15 protein-coding genes are annotated in these 14,394 nt (G+C 66.0%); 4 read left to right on the forward strand and 11 right to left on the reverse strand.

Annotated elements, in window-relative coordinates:
* Nucleotides 1–30 precede the first annotated feature (30 nt).
* From KF707C_RS26350 to KF707C_RS26365, 4 genes are read left to right on the forward strand one after another with little or no spacing between them, the layout of a single operon-like run.
* Complete coding sequence (locus KF707C_RS26350; protein ID WP_003453116.1) at nucleotides 31–444, forward strand: sugar 3,4-ketoisomerase; 414 nt, start codon at nucleotides 31–33, stop codon at nucleotides 442–444.
* Nucleotides 428–913: an acyltransferase gene (locus KF707C_RS26355; protein ID WP_003453119.1), complete on the forward strand. Its 486-nt coding sequence runs from the start codon at nucleotides 428–430 to the stop codon at nucleotides 911–913. The genes KF707C_RS26350 and KF707C_RS26355 overlap by 17 nt, the downstream gene beginning before the upstream one ends.
* Nucleotides 891–1,994, forward strand: a complete 1,104-nt coding sequence (locus tag KF707C_RS26360) for a DegT/DnrJ/EryC1/StrS family aminotransferase (protein WP_003453122.1) — start codon at nucleotides 891–893, stop codon at nucleotides 1,992–1,994. Before KF707C_RS26355 ends, KF707C_RS26360 begins: the two co-directional genes overlap by 23 nt.
* A gap of 10 nt (nucleotides 1,995–2,004) precedes the next feature.
* Nucleotides 2,005–2,607 carry an acyltransferase gene (locus KF707C_RS26365; RefSeq protein WP_003453125.1) on the forward strand — a complete coding sequence of 201 codons (603 nt, stop codon included), beginning with the start codon at nucleotides 2,005–2,007 and terminating at the stop codon, nucleotides 2,605–2,607.
* Nucleotides 2,608–2,610: 3 nt separating this feature from the next.
* Here the strand turns inward: KF707C_RS26365 and KF707C_RS26370 are convergent, their stop codons facing one another.
* The 11 genes from KF707C_RS26370 to waaF form a co-directional block, all read right to left on the reverse strand.
* The gene (locus KF707C_RS26370; protein ID WP_003453127.1) at nucleotides 2,611–3,495 is read right to left on the reverse strand and encodes a glycosyltransferase; all 885 of its coding nucleotides are present in this window, start codon (nucleotides 3,493–3,495) and stop codon (nucleotides 2,611–2,613) included.
* A complete protein-coding gene (locus tag KF707C_RS26375) occupies nucleotides 3,488–4,630 on the reverse strand; it encodes a glycosyltransferase (RefSeq protein ID WP_036993291.1) in 1,143 nt (380 codons plus the stop codon). Before KF707C_RS26375 ends, KF707C_RS26370 begins: the two co-directional genes overlap by 8 nt.
* The gene (locus tag KF707C_RS26380; protein WP_096368077.1) at nucleotides 4,627–5,544 is read right to left on the reverse strand and encodes a glycosyltransferase family 2 protein; all 918 of its coding nucleotides are present in this window, start codon (nucleotides 5,542–5,544) and stop codon (nucleotides 4,627–4,629) included. The genes KF707C_RS26375 and KF707C_RS26380 overlap by 4 nt, the downstream gene beginning before the upstream one ends.
* Entirely contained in the window at nucleotides 5,534–7,291 is a 1,758-nt protein-coding gene (locus KF707C_RS26385) for a carbamoyltransferase family protein (protein WP_003453130.1), read from the reverse strand. The genes KF707C_RS26380 and KF707C_RS26385 overlap by 11 nt, the downstream gene beginning before the upstream one ends.
* A gap of 99 nt (nucleotides 7,292–7,390) precedes the next feature.
* Nucleotides 7,391–8,842, reverse strand: a complete 1,452-nt coding sequence (locus KF707C_RS26390) for a lipopolysaccharide kinase InaA family protein (RefSeq protein WP_003453131.1) — start codon at nucleotides 8,840–8,842, stop codon at nucleotides 7,391–7,393.
* On the reverse strand, nucleotides 8,839–9,594 hold the full coding sequence (locus KF707C_RS26395; RefSeq protein ID WP_003453135.1) for a lipopolysaccharide kinase InaA family protein: 756 nt from the start codon (nucleotides 9,592–9,594) through the stop codon (nucleotides 8,839–8,841). Before KF707C_RS26395 ends, KF707C_RS26390 begins: the two co-directional genes overlap by 4 nt.
* Complete coding sequence (locus tag KF707C_RS26400; RefSeq protein ID WP_003453137.1) at nucleotides 9,591–10,328, reverse strand: lipopolysaccharide kinase InaA family protein; 738 nt, start codon at nucleotides 10,326–10,328, stop codon at nucleotides 9,591–9,593. Before KF707C_RS26400 ends, KF707C_RS26395 begins: the two co-directional genes overlap by 4 nt.
* Entirely contained in the window at nucleotides 10,325–11,140 is an 816-nt protein-coding gene (gene rfaP / locus KF707C_RS26405; protein WP_003453139.1) for a lipopolysaccharide core heptose(I) kinase RfaP, read from the reverse strand. Before rfaP ends, KF707C_RS26400 begins: the two co-directional genes overlap by 4 nt.
* The gene (locus tag KF707C_RS26410) at nucleotides 11,137–12,258 is read right to left on the reverse strand and encodes a glycosyltransferase family 4 protein (protein WP_003453143.1); all 1,122 of its coding nucleotides are present in this window, start codon (nucleotides 12,256–12,258) and stop codon (nucleotides 11,137–11,139) included. The genes rfaP and KF707C_RS26410 overlap by 4 nt, the downstream gene beginning before the upstream one ends.
* On the reverse strand, nucleotides 12,258–13,319 hold the full coding sequence (gene waaC / locus KF707C_RS26415) for a lipopolysaccharide heptosyltransferase I (protein ID WP_003453145.1): 1,062 nt from the start codon (nucleotides 13,317–13,319) through the stop codon (nucleotides 12,258–12,260). Before waaC ends, KF707C_RS26410 begins: the two co-directional genes overlap by 1 nt.
* Entirely contained in the window at nucleotides 13,320–14,363 is a 1,044-nt protein-coding gene (gene waaF, locus KF707C_RS26420) for a lipopolysaccharide heptosyltransferase II (RefSeq protein ID WP_036993210.1), read from the reverse strand.
* Nucleotides 14,364–14,394: the final 31 nt, after the last annotated feature.

A 14,394-nucleotide genomic window follows, 5' to 3' on the forward strand; every position in this document is an offset into this window, starting at 1 on the left:
AGCCCCGCCAACTGGCACCACGAGCCCATCATGAGCCTTGTAAAGCTGATCGATTTCCGAACTTTCTCGGACCCCAGAGGCACCCTCGCGGTGATCGAAGGCGGCCAGGACATTCCGTTCGACATCCGCCGCATCTACTACGTCTACGGACTCAGCACCGAACTCCAGCGCGGCTTTCACGCCCACTATGAGCTGGAACAGATCGCCATCTGCCTCAGCGGCAGCTGCAACTTCCTGCTGGACGACGGACGCACCAAGGAAACCTGGCGCCTCGACTCCCCCCACCAGGGCCTGCGCATCGAGAAGATGGTCTGGCATGAAATGTTCGACTTCTCCCCTGACTGCGTGCTGATGGTGATGGCCAGCGAGCACTTCGAAGAAGCCGACTACATTCGCGACTACGATCGCTTCCTCGCCGAGGTGGAGCATGCCGCAAATCCATGATCTGTCCGATGTGCAGTCCACCGCCATTGGCCGCGGGACACGCATCTGGCAGTACGCCGTCGTGCTCCCGGGCGCCAGAATTGGCGAGGATTGCAACATCTGCGCCCATACGCTGATAGAGAACGATGTCGAACTGGGCGACCGGGTGACGGTCAAGTCGGGCGTCTACCTCTGGGATGGCATCCGTATCGCGGACGACGTGTTCATTGGCCCCAATGCCACCTTTGCCAACGACCCCATGCCTCGCTCCAAGGTATACCCGGAGCGATTCCTGGGCGTTCATCTTCAGCGCGGCGCCTCGATCGGCGCCAACGCCACCCTGCTGCCTGGAGTCACCGTCGGCGAGTACGCCATGGTTGGCGCCGGAGCCGTCGTGACCAAGGACGTCCCGCCGCGCGCGGTGGTAGCAGGTAACCCAGCCCGAATTCTGCGCTTCCTGGACGACAATGATCCCATTCCTCAACCTTAAGGACCTGAACGCAAGCCTCCGCGACGAACTGCTGGAGGCCTGCGCCCGGGTCATAGACTCGGGCTGGTACATCATGGGGCAGGAGCTTCGCGCCTTCGAGCAGGAGTTCGCCGACTACTGCGGCAGCCGTCATTGCATCGGAGTCGCCAATGGACTCGACGCCCTGACCCTGACCCTGCGCGCGTGGCGCGAACTGGGACGCCTGCAGGAAGGCGACGAGATCATGGTTCCGGCCAATACCTACATCGCGACCTTGCTGGCGATTACCGAGAATGGCCTGAAGCCCGTATTGGTGGAGCCGGACGAACACAGCTTCAACCTGTCGCCAGAAGCCGTCCGGAAGGCACTGGGCCCCAGGACTCGCGCACTGCTCCCCGTTCATCTCTACGGCAGGCTTGCGGACATGCCGGCACTGGGGCGGATCGCGGCCGAGCATGGGCTGCTGGTCCTCGAAGACGCCGCGCAAGGCCATGGGGCCAGCCTGGGGTCACGCAAGGCGGGCAACTGGGGAGACGCCGCCGGCTTCAGCTTCTACCCCGGCAAGAACCTCGGAGCCCTGGGTGACGGCGGCGCCATCACCACCTCGGACCCGGAGCTGGCGACGACCCTGCAGGCGCTGCGCAACTACGGTTCGCACGTGAAGTACCAGAACCTCTACCAGGGTGTGAACAGCCGCCTGGACGAACTGCAGGCCGCCATGTTGCGTGTCAAGCTTCGCCATCTGGACCGGCAGACCGCGCGACGCCAGCAGATCGCTCGCCACTACCTGGACGGGATGAACAATCCGGCCGTTCAGCTACCGATCTGGGAGCGGGCCGAGCAGCATGTCTGGCATCTGTTCGTGGTGCGCAGCCAGCAGCGGGACAGGCTCCAGCAGCTGCTGGGCGAGGCTGGCGTGCAGACCATGATCCATTACCCCATTCCGCCCCATAAGCAGCAGGCCTACCCTGAGCTCAACGCGCAGACCCTCCCGCTGACGGAAAGGATTCACCAGGAAGTGCTCAGCCTGCCCATGGACCCCAGCATGACGGATGAGCAGGTGAGCCGCGTGATCGACGCCGTCAACCAGGCCAGACTCTGACCTCAAGCCCATGAAGAGACTGATCAAGCATGGACTGCGCCGGGGCCTGAAGCTCTACCTGTTCAGGGGCCTGCAGAAACTGAGGATCCTCCAGTATCGGCTGCTTTCCGAGAATGCCCCCAGGGAAATGCGCGGTCGGCTGAAGCAACCCGCCCTGTTCTGCGGCGTCGGTGAGATCTATATCGGGGCATCCAGCATCGGTGTCTGGCCGTCACCCTATTTTCTCAATGGCTACGCCCATATCGAGGCACGGGAGTCCACGGCGGAAATCCGTATCGGCAAGGGCTGTCATCTCAACAATAACGCGGTACTGATCGCCGAGCGCAATCGCATCAGCATTGGCGACGACACCCTCATCGGGCACTGCTTCTCGGCCTATGACTCTGACTTCCATCGCCTGGAAGCCCACCTGCGCAGCTCGGGCACCCATGACGGCAAGGACATCAGCATCGGCAACAATGTCTTCATCGGCGCCAACGTCACAGTGCTGAAGGGCGTCACCATCGGCGATAACAGCGTCATCGCCAACGGCTCGCTGGTGAACCGGGACATTCCGCCCAACGTCATCGCCGGGGGCGTACCGGCGAAGGTACTGGCTCCCCTGCCCGACTGAGAATCAGTTGCCCGCAGTGCGTCGCGGCAACAGGAACCGCCCCACGGCACGCAGCGTCTTGCCGTTCCAGTAGCGCCAGGGCAGGCGAGCGAACAACTGGCGAGCCAGAGGCTTGTCGTCCCGGGCGCACTTCATCAGCATCGAATTGATGAAGCGTGCGCAGACTTCCTCGTAGGCCGGATGATCCTTGAAGATCGCGTAGGTCTTCATGACGTGCTCGATCATGAAGCCCAGGTTCTTGTAGGTGTTGTGCTCATGGGTCCGGTACTGCGCCAGGACATCCTCCAGCACATCGATCACGTAACCGGCACGGGTGATCTTGAGCTTCATCAGCAGGTCCTCGAGGCGGATCTCGGGATCGTAGCCTCCCACCGCATCGATCGCCTCGCGGCGGAACAGCATGGTCGGCGCCGGCGCCCCCGGCTTGCGATCGAGGAAGATGTCGTCGAATTCGAGGCGCCTCGCCGGACGCAGCTTCTGCTTCGACCGCACCTGGCCGTTCGCGTCGATACTCTCGACATTCCCCCCACAGATCCCCACCTCGGGCTTGTCCGCCAGGTAGGCCACCTGAATCGCCAGGCGCTCGGGAACCATGATGTCGTCGGAACCGAATGGAGCGATCAGGCTGCCCTTCGAGCGCGCGATGGTCTCGTTCAGGGTGCGGGACAGGCCCCTGTTCTCCTGGGCGCGGAAATCGAAGCCGTACTTCACCTGCAACGCACGAATTCGCTCGACGCTGTCGTCCCGGGAGCCGTCGTCCACCACCAGCAACTCGACGTTCGGATAGGTCTGCGCCATGACGCTTTCGATGCAGGCCTCGATGTAGTCCGCGTGGTTGTAGGACGAAATGATGACGCTGACCAGGGGCAGGTCTTTGGAATCAGTCACGGCCAGCTCCTTCCAGCAATTCAATCAGCAGTTCACGGTACTGCCGGCGAAAATCCTCGATCGAGTGCGCCCGGCACAGGTACTGGTAGGCTCGCTCGCCTTCAGCGCGACGGGCCTCCGGCGACAGCGCCAGCACTTCGGCCAGACGCTCGGCGAGGACCTCGTGCCGGCCGGACGGGAAGATCCGCCCGCCGCAGTCCTCGAGGATCGGTTTCAGGCTCGGGATATCCGAGCCGATCACGGGAAGCCGCCCGCTCATGCCCTCCAGCAGGGCCAAGGGCAACCCCTCGCTCAGAGACGGCATGACGAAGGCATCGAAGCCGCGAACATACTGCAAGGCATCGTCGCGCGCGCCCAGCAGCAGGGCGCGCCCCTCCAGTCCCAACTCGGCAATGGCGGCCTCCAGCTCGGGACGCCCCCGCCCCTCGCCGATGATCGCCAGCAGCGCCTGGGGATGGGCATCCTTGACCCGGGCGAAGGCCCGCAGCAGGTGGATGTGCCCCTTGACTGGCACCAGGCGGCCGATGGCACCGAAGACGAAGGCATCGGCCGGCAGGCCCAACATCGCCCGGGCCTGTTCGGCGGGGTGCTGCAGCCCTTCTGCACGGGATATGTCGATGGCGTTGTTGATCTGGCGGGTGTTGGCCGGAGTGAATCCGGCATTCGCGCCGATCAGGTAATCGCGTACCGCGCGCGATACCCCCACCAGCCGCCACGCCGGCGTCACCAGCTGCCGCGCCACCCAGCAGCGGAAGGAGCGGTCGTACTCACCGAAACCGTGGGCCACGCCAATGCAGGCACTCAACCGCAACCAGCGATTGAGCAGCATCAGCATGTTCACCGGCTTGAAGCGATGGGCGATGACCGCGTCGTAACCTTCGGCGCGGCAGTGGCGGTACAGCGCCCAGAGCGCGCGCAGGCGCAGGCCACTGACAGCCGATTTGCTATAGCCGAAATACACCGAGCGTTCCGCCTTGCTCACCGGCTCGCCCGGGCCAGGCCGTCCGCGCAGGAAGGCGGTGGTGACCTCGTAACGGTCGGTGGGCAGTGCCTGGATGATCTGCTCGGCCAGGTCGGAAGCATTGACGTTGTAGTAGTTCTGCAGTTGCAGGACCTTGATGCGACGCGGGCTCATGCCGGGCTCTTCCTGGACTTCAACCACAGGCGCAACGCCTTGCGGGTATAGGAAAACTTGAACAGCACCCGCCAGTCGGTCCTGATCGCCTCGCCGTAGTAATGGCGGGCGCCGTCCGTGTCACCGGCCAGCAGGCAGGTGCGGAACAGCGACAGGCAGCGCTGGGCGCGGTAGGCGGGCTTGAGGGACTGGAGGCCGGCGGGCAACTGGCGGAACACTTCGTCCACCAGATCGAGGCCGACCCGGCGGGCGGCCTCGGCGTTGTGCCGCAGGCTGCCGGGATGCTTGTGGATCCTCGCCAGCGACAGGTCGAGGACTTCGACCTCACGCCGGGTCAGGCAGTAGGCGAAGACCGGGATATCCTCGCTGTGACGCAGCTGCTCGGGATAAGGGCGCTCCAGCAGCAGCTCGCGGAGGAAGACACAGGCGCCGTGGCTGAGGGCGATCTTCTTGTCCAGCAGGTACGCCTTAAGGCGCTGCAGGGCGTCGGCCGGGACGGGGCTGGCGGCATGGGCGCGCTCGCGGCCATCGGGCTCGATCGAAACGTGGCCGGCCAGCCAGAGACCGACATCCGGCCGGGCCCGCAGGCGGTCACAGAGGCCGGGCAGCACACCGGGCGCCAGCTCGTCGTCGGCGTCCAGCAACAGCACGTAGCGACCCTGGGCCAACTGCACGCCGTTGTTGCGAGCGGCGGAGGGTCCGCCATTGGCCTGGCGCACGCCCTGGAAGGCCTCGCCATGACGCTGGCTAAGGGCGGCGAAGACCGCCGGCGTGTCATCGGTGGAACCGTCGTCCACCACCCAGAGTTCGACCTCCGGGGTGGCCTGGGACAACACCGAGTCCACGGCACGCGGGAGCACGCCCGCGTAGTTGTAGCTGGGGATGATGATGCTAAGCAGCGGCTTAGCCGACATGGTCATACCAGTCCTTGCCTTCCTTGACGACCAGAATGTCTTCCATGATCAGGTACTGCAGGTCCGAGCCGTAGAACATGTTCAGCGCGTCGGTGGGCGAGCAGATCATCGGCTCGCCACGGCGATTGAGGGAGGTGTTCAGGGAGACGCCGTTGCCGGTCAGGTTCTCCAGCTCCTTCATCAGGTCGTACCAGCGCGGGTTGTGCCGGCGCTCCAGCACCTGGGCACGGGAGGTACCGTCCTCATGCACCACCTCGGAGACGCGGGTCTTCCACTCCTCGTTGACCTCGAAGGTGAAGGTCATGAAGGGGCTCGGATGATCGACCTTGAGCATCTGCGGCGCCACGGTGTCGAGCATCGACGGGCAGAAGGGCCTCCAGCGCTCGCGGAACTTGATCTGCTCGTTGATGCGGTCGGCCACGCCCGGCACGCTCGGGCAACCGATGATGGAGCGACCACCCAGGGCGCGGGGGCCGAATTCCATGCGGCCCTGGAACCAGGCCACCGGGTTGCCGTCGGCCATGATGCGGGCGATGCGCTGCGGGGTGTTCTCGATGCGCTTGAACACCGGCTTGTTCGGGTGACGGGCGCAGGCGGCGATCACGTCCTCGTTGCTGAACGACGGGCCGAGGTAGACGTGCTCCATCTTCTCCACCGGCACGCCGCGTTTGTGGGACACATAGGCGGCGGCGCCGACGGCGGTACCGGCGTCACCGGAGGCCGGCTGCACGAACAGCTCCTTCACCTCGGGGCGGGCGATGATCTTCTGGTTCAGCTTGACGTTCAGCGCGCAGCCGCCGGCGAAGGCGATCTTGCCGGTTTCGCGGATGATGTCGCCCAGGTAGTAGTCCATCATCTCCAGCGCCAGCTTCTCGAACAGGGCCTGCATGCTGGCGGCGTAGTGGATGTAGGGGTCGTCGGCGATGTCGCCCTGGCGCTTCGGGCCGAGCCACTCGATCAGCTTGGGCGAGAAGTAGTAGCCCTTGCCGTTCTCCTTGTAGCGACGGAAGCCGATGACGTTGGCGTAGTCGGTGTTGATCTCCAGCTGGCCGTTCTCGAACTTGGCCAGGCGGGAGAAATCGTACTTGGCGGCGTCACCGTAGGGCGCCATGCCCATGACCTTGAACTCGCCGTCGAGCATCTCGAAGCCGAGGTACTCGGTGATGGCACCGTAGAGGCCGCCCAGGGAATCCGGGTCGTAGAACTCCTTGATCTTGTGGATCTTGCCGTTCTCGCCCCAGCCGAAGAAGGTGGTGGCGTACTCGCCCTTGCCGTCGATCCCGAGGATCGCGGTCTTCTCCTTGAAGCCGGAGCAGTGGTAGGCGCTGGAGGCATGGGCCAGGTGGTGCTCCACCGGCTCGATCTTCACTTTCTTCGCGTCGAAGCCCAGTTGCTCCAGGCACCAGACGATTTTCTTGCGGTAGCGCTTGTAGCGGCGGTTGCCCATGAGGATCGCGTCCAGGGCGCGATCCGGGGCGTACCAGTAGCGCTTGGCGTAGTGCCAGCGGGCTTCGCCGAACAGGCTGATGGGGGCGAAGGGAATGGCCACCACATCCACATCCGACGGCTTGATGCCGGCCTGCTCCAGGCAGAACTTGGCCGACTCGTAGGGCATGCGATTCTTCGCGTGCTTGTCGCGCACGAAGCGCTCTTCTTCGGCGGCCGCGATCAGCTTGCCGTCGATGTAGAGCGCGGCGGAAGGATCATGGCTGAGGGCGCCGGAAAGGCCGAGGATCGTCAATGCCACAGTGTTAAGCCTCTTGAAAGCTGCTGGCTGCCCGAGTCGAAAGGCCCGAGGCGACAGCGGTCGTATGGTTCACAGCCCGGCGGGCTTTGCGTTCCAGCCTCAAGCGTCCGGCTTGAAGCTGTCTTTCGGTAATCGTCGATCCAGCATCTGGTACAGCGCCGACTCGGCCGGCCAATTGCGCAGGAAGCGCGCGCGATCCCGGGCATAGGCCCTGGCGAAGCTGCGCTCGCTGCGGTGTTGCTGCACGGCGTCGAGGTCGATCAGGGTCCAGCGGCCGTCCTGCCAGAACAGGTTGTAGCCCTTGAAATCACCATGGCTGATGCGTTCGCGGATCAGCGCGGCGAAAAGCTGATCGAGGGCCACGAGCTCGGACTCAGGCGGCATGCCGGCCCCGTCCGGGTCGTCCAGATAGGGTCGAAAACGCGCGATTATATCGTGCCCGGAGAGATATTCGGTAATCAGGTAGGCGCGCCCCCGCAGCCAGAGGAAGCGACGCTCGATCACCGCCAGCGGGCGGGGCGTGGCGATACCCAGGAATGCCAGGCGATTGCCCTCGCGCCAGCTGTGCCAGGCGCGGCTGGGACGCCAGAAGCGGGTCAGCCAGTGCAGCGGCCCCTTGATGTTGTAGCGCTTGACCAGCACCTGCCGCGCCCCCGAGTCGACCTCGGCGACGGTGGCGGTGGCGCCCTGCTTGAGCGAGCGTCCGGCCGCCAGCGCCCGGTCGGGATCACGCAGCAGTGGCGCCAACTCGGCAAGGCAGTCCCGACGCGCCGCCTGCAGACCGAACGCGCCGCGAACCACGCTGAACAGGCTGCAATCCCGGGCGATCTTCTTCATGTAGTCGCCCAGGCGCCAACGTCGCACCCGGGCGATCTCCTTCTGCAGGGCTTCCAGGGGCAGGGCATGTTCGCCGTTGACCAGCAGGTAGTGCACCAGCAGCTCTTCGATGAAGGGGTCCAGCGTCGCGGGCAACTGGGCGAAGAACACCCCCAGGTTGGCCAGCACCTTGTCCCGGGACAGCACCGTGCCAGGCGACTCGGCGCGGATACCGCCCCCGTCGATCAGGTACAGGCGGCCGTCCTGGCGCAGCAGGTTGTCCAGGTGCAGGTCTTCCTGGACCAGGCCGGCCAGGTGCAGGCGCGCGATGGCGACCAAGGCTTCGGCCAGTACCCCCTGCTGCTCGGCGGAGAGCGGGGAGTCCCGCTCCACCCGGCGCCAGGCATCCCAGAGGCTTTCGGCGGCATCCAGATAGTCGAACAGCAACCAGCCGCCCCGTCCCGCCAGCCGCCCTTCGGCGAGCAGGCCCGGGGTATCCAGTCCCTGCCCTTGCAGGGCGCGCACGCCCTCCAGCTCCCGCTGGAAATGACGCTCGGCCTTGCGCCCTACCAGGATCTTGGCCAGGACCTTGCGCCCCTGCCACAGGGCCACGCCGACATAACGCTGGCCGGGCAGCACGCGCAGCAGGCCTTGCAGCTCAAGGCCACCGGCGATGTCCAGGTGCAGCGGGAGCTGCGGAGCGCGACCGGACCGCGCAAGCTCTTCCAGGGTCATCGGGCGCCCTCCTTGCTCCGACGACGACGAGCGAGCCGGGACGTCCATTCCGCCACCTCGACGGAATCGACCGGCCGCGCGAGGTAGCCGGAAAGCAGCTCGCGAATCTCGGACTCCCCCCAGGCATCGGCACGCCGCACCAGGGCCTCCAGGTCCTTGACCCGGTCACGACGCCCCAGCAACAGGGGTCGGGTCTTCTCCAGGTCGATCAGGCAGGCCTCGAAGCCGGCGCGGGTCTCCCGCAGGAAGACGTGCTTGGGATAGAAGCAACCGTGCAACTGCCCCCCTCCATGCAGGCGGCGCGCCAGGGTCGCCACCGCCGCGATCAGGGCGGCACGCTGTTCGCCGGGGAACGCCGGCCACTGCTCCAGCCAGGCCGCCAGCTCGCGCCAGCCATCCAGGGCCCGGGACACCAGGATGGCGCGGCGCTCGCCCGCCACCTGCCGGGCGCCGAAGAACGCGGCCTGCAACGCGGGAATCCCCAGTTCCTGGTAGCGGCGGATGTTGCGGAACTCCCGGGCGAAGGTGGGCTCGCCCAAGGGGCGCGCCAGGCTGCGGCTGAGGAAGTTGCTCTGCCGCTTGAGGTAGTAGGCGGCGTCGCCCAGGTCCAGTCGGAAGACGCTGCTCCAGCCGCCCCGGCCGGTATTGGGCTCATCCACCGCGTCCAGGCGCAGGTTCCAGAGCGCATCGAAGTTATCCAGTCCGTGGCGGGCGAGAATCTCCCGGTCCTCCACGGCGATGAAGTCGCTCATTCACGTCCCTCGAAAAACTTGAGGATGTGCCGCACCCGGCGCTTGTCCGCAGCGCTCAGGCGCGAACGCTCCCGGTACTGCAGGTAGAAGCGCAGGCGCTGGCTGCGACTCAGGTGGTACTTGGCCACCTTGTCCAGGCAGGCCAGGTCCTTGATGACCCGATAGCGCAGGAAAGGCCCCCACCAGAAGGTGCCGGTTGGGCAGTCGATGAGGAACAGGGCGCCCGCATCGTCCACCAGCAGGTTGCGCCACTTCAGGTCGTTGTGGGCGAAGTGGTGCTGGTGCAGGCTGCGCGTGGCGCTGGCCAGTTGACGGCTCACCCGGTCCACCCAGCGCGCGTCCGCCAGGCGCGGATCGCCACTGCGGGCGAGATCGGCAAGGTCCACGGTGCCCTTGAGTTCACGCGTGATCAGAGCGCCCCGATGAAAGGCGCCGATGCGCCGTTCCAGCCCCCAGGCCACCACCGGCGCGGTCGGTATGCCCCATTTGTCGAAATGGCGCAGGTTCTGCCACTCCGCCTTCACACGGGGGCGTCCGAACCAGCGACGCAGCCCCTTGCCGGCGCCCCAGTACCGCTTGACGTAGTAGCGCACGCCCTGGTGCTCCACCCGGAGCACCTCCGACAGCGGATCGCCGGTGATCCACTCACCCTCCAGGGCGAACACCCGGTCGAGGTCGCCGAAGAGCGCAGCGGCTTCAGCCGACAGCCCCTCGGCAAGGTTCCATTGACTCACGCCTCGTCTCCTCCGGCGTACTTGCGCTCGTAGCGCGACAACAGGCGCTCCGCCTTCTGCTCGAGCCAGGCCAGCAGGCCGATCTCCTCCCTCAGCACCTGGCGCAGCGGCTGGCGGAAGTAGGCCTTGAGGAAGCGCAGCTTGTCGCGGCGGGTGAGACCGATGTTCAGCGCCGAGAAGTAGAGCCCGGCCAGGTCCTTGTCGCGCCAGCGCCGGGGTGTGTGGCGACGGCTCTGGGCACGGTGCAGGTCGATCAGCGACAACCTGAAATCATCCGCCGTGACCGGCCTGTCGGTGTGCAGGAGGAAATGGCAGATGTAGCAGTCGCGGTGATTGACCCCGGCCCGGTGCATGGTCCCGGTCATCCGGGCCACTTCCTCGATCAGGGCCCACTTGAGCCTCGCCGGCGGCGGATCGTTCGGCCAATCGAGGCAGAAATCCTCGAGGCTGATGGTGGGTGCCAGTTCCTCGGTGATGATGAAGGAATGCTGCCGCGCCGGATTGCCGCCCCGCTCACCAAAGGCCACGGCGGTCATGGTGGGGACGCCGACCTCATGGAGGCGGCGGATGGCCGTCCACTCCTGGCCGGCTCCCAGCACGGGCGCCTTGGCCGTTACCAGGTTCTTGACGATCTCGGCCCAACCGATGCCCCGATGGATCTTGACGAAATAGCCTCGCCCGTCCACCTCGGTGCGCAGGGTGCGCCGCCCTTCCAGCTCGCGGTATACCTGGCCTTCGAGCGCCTCGACGGCGGCGAAGGCGTCACGCCCGGCCCAGAGGCGCTCGAAGGGCTCCTTCAGGACCAGTTTCATGGGCGCTCCGCGAGGATCACGTCAGCGGCGCGCTGCGGCATGCTGTAGAGGTCGGCGGAATCGGCGAAGGCCAGGCCATTGGCGCCCCAGCGGGCTCGGCTCACGGAGTCCGCGAGCATCTCGGCGAGCATGCGGTTGAAGGCATCCTGGTCGAAGGGGCTCGGAGCCACGCGGCCGCTGTCGGCCTCGACGATGTAGTGGGCATAGCCGCAGACATCGGTGACCAGCACCGGAAGCCCCGCCACCAGCGCCTCCAGGAGCACGGTGCCGGTGTTTTCGTTGTAGGCCGGGTGGATCAGCAGGTCGGCCCCCAGCAGGAAGCGAGGAATATCGCTGCGTCCCTTGAGGATCTGCACCTGGTCGGAAATGCCCAGGGTCTTCATCTGCAGCAGGAAGGGCTTGGGGTCATCCTGGCCGATGACGATCAGCCGGGTGCGCTTCTTCAGTTCGCGGGGCAACGCTGCGAGGGCCTTGAGGCTGCGATCCAGGCCCTTGGTCTTGAAGCCGGAGCCGATCTGTACCAGCAGCAGTTCATCATCGGACAGTTTGAACTCACGGCGGAACTCCGCACGGATCTCGGCGGCGTTGGCCGGTGCGCGACGGTCCGCCGCGATACCCGGCGGCAGCAGGTGGAAACGCCCGGCCGGGGTGGCGTAATGCTTGACGAAGAGCGGCTGCTGCACCTCGGAGATCATCAGCACCGAGGTTGCAGACTCGGGTGCGAACACTGCGCGTTCGTAGTCGGCGAAGTGCTTGTAACGCCCCCAGCGGCGATAGAGGCCGTTGCGCAAGGTCTGGGCCTTGTCCTCGAAGCAGGGGTCGGCGGCGTAGTAGACATCCAGGCCCGGCATCTTGTTGAAGCCGATCACCCGGTCCACCGGACGCTTCGCCAGGTCAGCCTCGACCCAGGCGGTGAATTTCTCGTTGCGCTTGTGGTTGAACAGCGCCTTGACCGGCGCGATCAGCACCTCGAAGCCCTCCGGGACGTCGCCTTCCCAGATCATGGTGTAGACGCGGATTTCATGCCCACGACGCTGGCACTCCAGGGCAATGCGCATGAAGTCACGCTGCAGGCCGCCGAAGGGGAAGTACTTGTAGAGCACGAAGGCCAGTTGCATCAGTGGAAATCCTCGGTCAGCAGCAGGGCCTCCAATTGGGTGGCCACCCGCTGCGGATTGAGCCGGGTGAAGCAGAGGGGCTGCTCACGCGCCAGGTCGAACAGGCGTCGATCCTCCGCCGTCGGCTTGTAGGCGCAGGTCTTCTTCAGGCAGGGCGCGCAGGGAAAGTCGCTGCCCAGATGGATCTGCGCCCGCCCATAGGCACCGGTGAAGCCCGGGTTGGTCGGGCCATAAAGCGACAGGGTCGGCACATCCAGTGCCGCCGCCAGGTGACCGAGTCCGGTATCCACGGCCACGCAGGCCCGTGCGCCAGCCACCACCTTGGCCATGCCCGCCAGGGACAAGCGGGGAAGCACCGCAGCCTTTTCCAGACCCTGGGCGATGCGTTCGGCCCGCGCCTTCTCGCTCGGATTGCCCCAGGGCAGGCGCACATGCCAGCCGTGGTCGCAGGCACGCTCGGCCAGCTCTCGCCAGTAGTGCTCGGGCCAGTGCTTGGTGTCCCAGGTGGTGCCGTGGAGGAACAGCAGGTAGGGGGCCTCTCCCGCGGAGTCGGCCAGTTGGGCGCGATTCAGCCCGTAATTGCCCACCCCTTCCGGCAAACGGTAGTCCAGGGCCTGGGCGAACAGTTGGCGCACCCGCTCCACGGCGTGCTGACCCCAGGCGACCGGGTAGCGACGGTCGTAGAAGCGACTGGCAAGGGGCTCGCGGGCCGACGACTTGTCCAGGCCCGCCACGCGCGCGCGGGTATAGCGGGTCAGCCAGGCGCTTTTCAGCAGCCCCTGGGCATCGATCACCAGGTCGTACCGGGCTTCCCGGAGACGGCGCTTGAAGCGGCGCCATTCGCCACTCTTCAGCGTCTGCCAGAAATTCTTGCGCCAGCGACGGATGGCGACCGGAATGACCCGGGCCACCGCCGGGTGCCAGGCGGGTATTTCGGCGAAGCCTTCTTCCACCACCCAGTCGAACTGGATGCCGGGGATCGCGCGCGCGGCATCGGTCAGCGCCGGCAGGGTATGAATGACGTCACCCAGGGAGGAGGTCTTGATCAGCAGTACCCGCACTCAGGAAGTCTCCACCAGTTCCAGCGGGTCCGGGGCCAGGCGATCCAGGGCCTCGATCACCGGTCGCGGCTTGAGTTCGCGCAGGCAATCGTAGTGACCGAAGCGGCAGGTACGCTCGAAACAGGGACTGCATTCCAGGCCGAGGCGGACGATCTCCACCTGCTCGGCCAGGGGCGGCGTGAACTGCGGCGAAGTGGAGCCGTAGATCGCCACCAGCGGACGCCCCAGGGCCGCCGCCACATGCATCAGGCCGGAGTCGTTGGACACCACGGCGCTGGCGCAGGACAGCAGGTCGATGGCTTGCGCCAGGCTCGTCTCGCCGGCGAGGTTGGTGACTTCTTCGCGCAGGCCGGGGATCAGCCGCATGCGGATGTCCTCGCCACCGGGGTGGTCGTTCTTCGAGCCGAACAACCAGACCTGCCAGCCCGCGCGAATCTTCACCTCGGCGACCTTGGCGTAGTGCTCCGCCGGCCAGCGCTTGGCCTCGCCGAACTCGGCCCCAGGGCAGAGGGCCAGCACCGGGCGGTCCAGCCCCAGGCCGAAGCGCTCGAGTGCGGCTTCACGACTGGCCGGTTCGATGCGCAAGGCAGGGCGCGGATAGGGCCTGGGCAGTTCGGCGCCGGGCTCGAAAGCGAGCGCCATGAAGCGCTCGATCATCAGCGGATGACGATCCTTGTCCAGGGTGCGGATGTCGTTCAGCAGCCCATAGCGCATCTCGCCCTTCCAGCCGGTACGCGTCGGGATATCCGCGAACCAGGGCACCAGGGCCGACTTCAGGGAGTTGGGCAGGAGGATCGCCTGGTCGTAGCGGCCCACCAGGGACTTGCCGATCTTGCGGCGGGTGGCGATATCCAGCACGCCATGACCGATGGGAAAGCTCAGGGCGCTCCGCACTTCCGGCATGCGTTCGAGGATGGGCCGGCTCCATTCGGGCGCCAGCACGTCGATCTCGCAGTCGGGATGGCGGGACTTCAGGCACTGGAAGAGTGTCTGCGCCATCACCATGTCGCCCACCCAGGAGGGTCCTACGATCAGAATGTTCATAAGGGCAGCTTCAAGCCTCAAGCGACAGGCC

This window comes from Pseudomonas furukawaii, from assembly GCF_002355475.1.
In the GTDB taxonomy this organism is placed as follows: Bacteria; Pseudomonadota; Gammaproteobacteria; order Pseudomonadales; family Pseudomonadaceae; genus Metapseudomonas; species Metapseudomonas furukawaii.

Bases quoted from the DNA above. Each gene is read 5' to 3' on its own strand.
- KF707C_RS26395 (WP_003453135.1), bottom strand. From the start codon at position 9,594: ATGAGCGACTTCATCGCCGTGGAGGACCGGGAGATTCTCGCCCGCCAC.
- KF707C_RS26380 (WP_096368077.1), bottom strand. From the start codon at position 5,544: ATGTCGGCTAAGCCGCTGCTTAGCATCATCATCCCCAGCTACAACTAC.
- rfaP (WP_003453139.1), bottom strand. From the start codon at position 11,140: ATGAAACTGGTCCTGAAGGAGCCCTTCGAGCGCCTCTGGGCCGGGCGT.
- KF707C_RS26355 (WP_003453119.1), top strand. From the start codon at position 428: ATGCCGCAAATCCATGATCTGTCCGATGTGCAGTCCACCGCCATTGGC.
- KF707C_RS26350 (WP_003453116.1), top strand. From the start codon at position 31: ATGAGCCTTGTAAAGCTGATCGATTTCCGAACTTTCTCGGACCCCAGA.
- KF707C_RS26365 (WP_003453125.1), top strand. From the start codon at position 2,005: ATGAAGAGACTGATCAAGCATGGACTGCGCCGGGGCCTGAAGCTCTAC.
- KF707C_RS26410 (WP_003453143.1), bottom strand. From the start codon at position 12,258: ATGCAACTGGCCTTCGTGCTCTACAAGTACTTCCCCTTCGGCGGCCTG.
- waaF (WP_036993210.1), bottom strand. From the start codon at position 14,363: ATGAACATTCTGATCGTAGGACCCTCCTGGGTGGGCGACATGGTGATG.
- KF707C_RS26375 (WP_036993291.1), bottom strand. From the start codon at position 4,630: ATGAGCCCGCGTCGCATCAAGGTCCTGCAACTGCAGAACTACTACAAC.
- KF707C_RS26360 (WP_003453122.1), top strand. From the start codon at position 891: ATGATCCCATTCCTCAACCTTAAGGACCTGAACGCAAGCCTCCGCGAC.
- KF707C_RS26390 (WP_003453131.1), bottom strand. From the start codon at position 8,842: ATGACCCTGGAAGAGCTTGCGCGGTCCGGTCGCGCTCCGCAGCTCCCG.